Annotated in this window: 3 protein-coding genes, 2 pseudogenes and 1 other annotated feature; of the genes and pseudogenes, 3 read left to right on the forward strand and 2 right to left on the reverse strand. The window is 65.4% G+C overall.

What is annotated here, in order from left to right; all coding sequences use genetic code 11:
- Together BST40_RS27420 and BST40_RS27425 are read right to left on the reverse strand one after the other, a co-directional pair.
- Positions 1-537: PE family protein (locus BST40_RS27420; RefSeq protein ID WP_142276831.1), on the reverse strand; the 537-nt coding region annotated here is incomplete at its 3' end.
- 238 nt (positions 538-775) lie between these two features.
- A pseudogene (locus BST40_RS27425) lies at positions 776-1,731 on the reverse strand (IS3 family transposase); the annotation flags it as partial.
- Positions 1,606-1,733 (reverse strand) — a sequence feature (AL1L pseudoknot). It overlaps the preceding pseudogene by 126 nt.
- 81 nt (positions 1,734-1,814) lie before the next feature.
- Between BST40_RS27425 and BST40_RS27430 the strand changes: the two are divergent.
- From BST40_RS27430 to BST40_RS27440, 3 genes and pseudogenes are all read left to right on the forward strand, one after another.
- Complete coding sequence (locus BST40_RS27430; RefSeq protein ID WP_167381713.1) at positions 1,815-2,171, forward strand: hypothetical protein; 357 nt, start codon at positions 1,815-1,817, stop codon at positions 2,169-2,171.
- Positions 2,172-2,332: 161 nt separating this feature from the next.
- Complete coding sequence (locus BST40_RS27435) at positions 2,333-2,947, forward strand: hypothetical protein (protein ID WP_083156477.1); 615 nt, start codon at positions 2,333-2,335, stop codon at positions 2,945-2,947.
- A 60-nt stretch (positions 2,948-3,007) separates the two neighbouring features.
- A pseudogene (locus tag BST40_RS27440) lies at positions 3,008-3,772 on the forward strand (DDE-type integrase/transposase/recombinase); the annotation flags it as partial.
- Positions 3,773-3,846: the final 74 nt, after the last annotated feature.

Consider the following 3,846-nt stretch of genomic DNA (forward strand, 5'->3'; position numbering starts at 1 on the left):
GGCGCCAACCCCACCAGCGCCACCCATACCGCCGTTACCCAACAGCCCCGCCGACCCACCGGCACCACCGGCCTGCCCCGCTGCACCAGCGGCGCCGTTGCCGCCGTTACCCAACAGGATGCCGCCGTCGCCACCAGTGCCACCCGGAACAGTTGCGTTGGCGCCGTTGCCGATCAGCGGTCGGCCCAGCAACCGCTGGGCCGGCGCGTTCACGAGGTTAAGCACATCCTGCTCAAGCATTTGCAAATGTGGCATATTGGCGGCTTCCGCAAACGCGTACGCCGCCGCACCAGCATTCAAAACCTGCAAAAAACGAGAATAAAACGCCGCCACCTCAGCACTGATCACCTGATACTCGCGACCGTAGGCACCGAACAATTCCGCAATACGCGCCGATACCTCATCGGCGGCCGCCAACAGCACCTCCGTCGTCGAGGTCGCCGCAGCTGCATTGGCCGCACCAATAGTCGAACCCAGCTTGCTCAGATCCTGGGTAGCTGCGGCGACAATGTCCGGAGAAACGAGCAGGTATGCCATGACGGAAACCTCCAACTCGTTGGGAAAACGTCGGCAACTAACGGCCCGCGGCGTCGCTAAGTCGGCATTGTAGCTACCGCGCGTATTGCTCGTCTCCATTTTGGAGGGGTGTGAGGTTCCCCAGAAGCGGTGGACATCTGAGATAGCGTGACGGTGGTCCCTGGAAGGATGCTCCTATATCACGACCTCGGCGATCCGGAACCTGTCTGAATCGCCCTGGTTCCGCCGGAGACTCGGGCTATTGGATTCCGATCAGTGGTTGGTCGGTCCGTTCTGCATCGTAGAACGCGGCTTCGAACTCGACCGGCGGAATGTCGTTGAGGTAGCCGTGGAGGCGGCTGGTGTTGTGCCAGTAGGCCCAGCCCAGGGTGGCTAGTTCGACGTCCTCGACGGTCTTCACGGCCCGCTGCGGGCGGAGCCGTAGATCAGCTCGGCCTTGTAGTAGCCGTTCACCGTCTCCGCCAGAGCGTTATCGAAGCTGTCGCCGATCGACCCGATCGAGGGGACCGCACCGATCTCGGCGAGCCGCTCACCGTAGCGGATGGACGTGAACTGCAATCCTGAATCGGAGTGACATGTCAAGCCCGCCAACAGGTTTCCGCGTGACCAACGCGCCATCTCCAACGCATCGAGCACCATCGTGGTGCGCATGTGCGAAGCGACTCGCCAGCCGACGATCATCCTGCTGAAGGCATCGATGATGAAGCAGACGTAGGCCACCCCGGACCAGGTCGGCACGAACGTCAGATCGGTCACCCAGAGCTGGTTCGGCGCGGTCGCCGCGAACTTCCGCCCGACCAGATCGGGGTGTCGCGCCGCGGCCGGATCCGGCGTGGTGGTGCGCACTCGTTTGCCCCGCCGCGCCCCTGCGATGCCGGCGGTGCGCATCAGCCGCGCGACCTGATCCCGCCCGACGTCGTGGCCGGCACGACGTGCCGCTTTTCACAGCTTGCGGGCCCCGTATACCCGGTAGTTATCCTCCCAGAGCCCTACCAGGACCCGCCCAAGCTCTGCGTCGCGTTGGGCGCGCGCCGAGGGACCGCGGGTCTTGGTATCGCAGTAGGTGCTCGCGGCCATCGACACCCCTGCAGATCGCAGGACGGTGCAGATGGGCTCGACCCCGAACTCCTCGCGGTGGGCGTCGAGGAAGTCGACTTTTTCTTGTGTTGGCGGTCGAGCTCCGCCCCGAAGAAACCCCTCTCTGTCTAACCTGTGTGAGACGTTGAAGTAGATGAGTCTTCTGTTGAGAAGCAGGGCGAGGACTGGATTCTGATTCCGTGACGATGACACTGGCCGATACCGCCGCGGTGGCGGTGGCCGATGATGGGAACCTGGGTAGCGGCAAGGGGCCGCGTGAGAAGCGGCCGAAACGGCGGACGTTCACCGCGGAGTACAAGCTCGGCATTCTCGAGCAGTACGAGTTGCTGACCGAGCCGGGTGCCCGGGGGGCGCTGCTGCGCAAGGAGGGTTTGTACTCCTCGCACATCACCGAGTGGAAGCGGCTGCGTGACGCTGGAGCGTTGAATGCGCTCGCGGCCAAGCCCTCAGGCCCCAAGCCGGCCATGACCGAGGCAGACAAGCGGGCCGCGAAGCTGGAGTGTTGGGGGGCATTCAGGGTGAGCACCTGGGGGTAGGGTTCCGGCACTGACGGTGAGCAGCTTGTTGGTTGGGCGTGCCCGGTTTGGTGCTGGTGGTGTCGGGCGGCACGGTGATCACGTCGTTGTAGGTGACGGCCCTCCCGGTGTGTCTCTGGCTGAGTCTGCGGGAGGGCCGTCTATTCGCGCTCGGAGGCGCAGTGGTCACGGTAGAGACGGATGTCGATCAAGTCGAGCGCAGGCTGGCGGCGGGTGAGCTGAGGTGCCCGGAGTGCAGCGGCGTGCTGGGCGGCTGGGGGTGGGCCAGACCGCGGCAGCTGCGCGGCCTTGAAGGGGCGTTGCGGCTGTGTTCGCGCCGGTCGCGGTGTACGGGCTGTGGAGTTACGCACGTTTTGTTGCCGGTGACCGCGCTGCTGCGCCGCGCTGACGTGGCGGCGGTGATCATGTCGGCGTTGGTGGCCAAGGCTGCGCGTGGGGCGGGGTTTGGCCGGATCGCGGCCAAGCTGGCCCGCCCGGCGGAGACGGTGCGTGGCTGGTTGCGCCGCTTCGGCGAGCGGGCCGATGCGGTGCGGTCGGTGTTCACCGTGTGGCTACGTGCGGTGGATGCGGATCCGGTGATGCCAGGCCCGGCTGGTGGCGGGTTGGCCGACGCGGTGGCCGCGATCGGGGCGCTCGCGGAGGCCATAGGGCGCCGCTTTGAGCTGTCCAAGGTGTCGCTGACCGAGGCTGCGGTCGCGGTGTCGGGTGGCCGGTTGTTGTCGCCGGGCTGGCCAGGCCAGTGGGTGCAACACGAGTCGACCCTGCCGCCAAGGTAGGTGCGGCCGTAATCCTGGGCACTGTCGTGTTTTCACCAAAGACAGCAAAGGAGACTGCCTATGCCCGGCGAGGACGAGGTGAAGGTGCGGGCCGAGCGGGCCCGAGCGATCGGAATGTTTCGGTACCAGTTGATCCGGGATGCCGCCGATGCGGCGCATTCTCCCAAGGAGCGGGGAAAGATGGTGCGCGAGTTGGCTTCCCGCGAGCACACCGACCCATTCGGGCGGCGGGTGCGGATCTCGCGGCAGAACATTGACCGTTGGATACGGGCCTGGCGTGCCGGCGGGTTCGACGCCTTGGTGCCCAACCCACGCCAGTGCACTCCGCGCACCCCGGCTGAAGTGCTGGACCTGGCGGTGGCGCTGCGGCGGGAAAACCCGGATCGCACCGCCGCGGCGATCCAGCGGATCCTGCGGACCCAGCTGGGTTGGGCGCCCGATGAGCGCACCCTGCAACGCAACTTCCGCAAGCTCGGCCTCACCGGTGTCGCGGCTGGGTCCTCATTACCGGTGTTCGGCCGGTTCGAGGCTGAGCACCCCAATGACCTTTGGACTGGGGATGCGTTGCACGGCATAAAAATCCAACTCCGTAAGACATATTTGTTCGCGTTCCTTGACGATCATTCTCGGCTGCTGCCCGGCTATCGGTGGGGGTACGCCGAAGACACGGTACGGCTGGCCGCCGCGCTGCGGCCGGGGCTGGCCTCCCGCGGTGTTCCCAAGGCGATCTATGTGGATAACGGGTCGGCATTTGTCGACACGTGGTTGTTGCGGGCGTGTGCGAAACTCGGTGTGCGCCTTGTGCATTCCACACCATATCGACCCCTCTTAACCGGCTAATCCTGATACATCACCGACCTCGACACGCCGATTCTTCCGGGGTGCTTGATTTGCGCTGA

This window comes from Mycobacterium persicum (genome assembly GCF_002086675.1).
GTDB lineage: Bacteria > Actinomycetota > Actinomycetes > Mycobacteriales > Mycobacteriaceae > Mycobacterium > Mycobacterium persicum.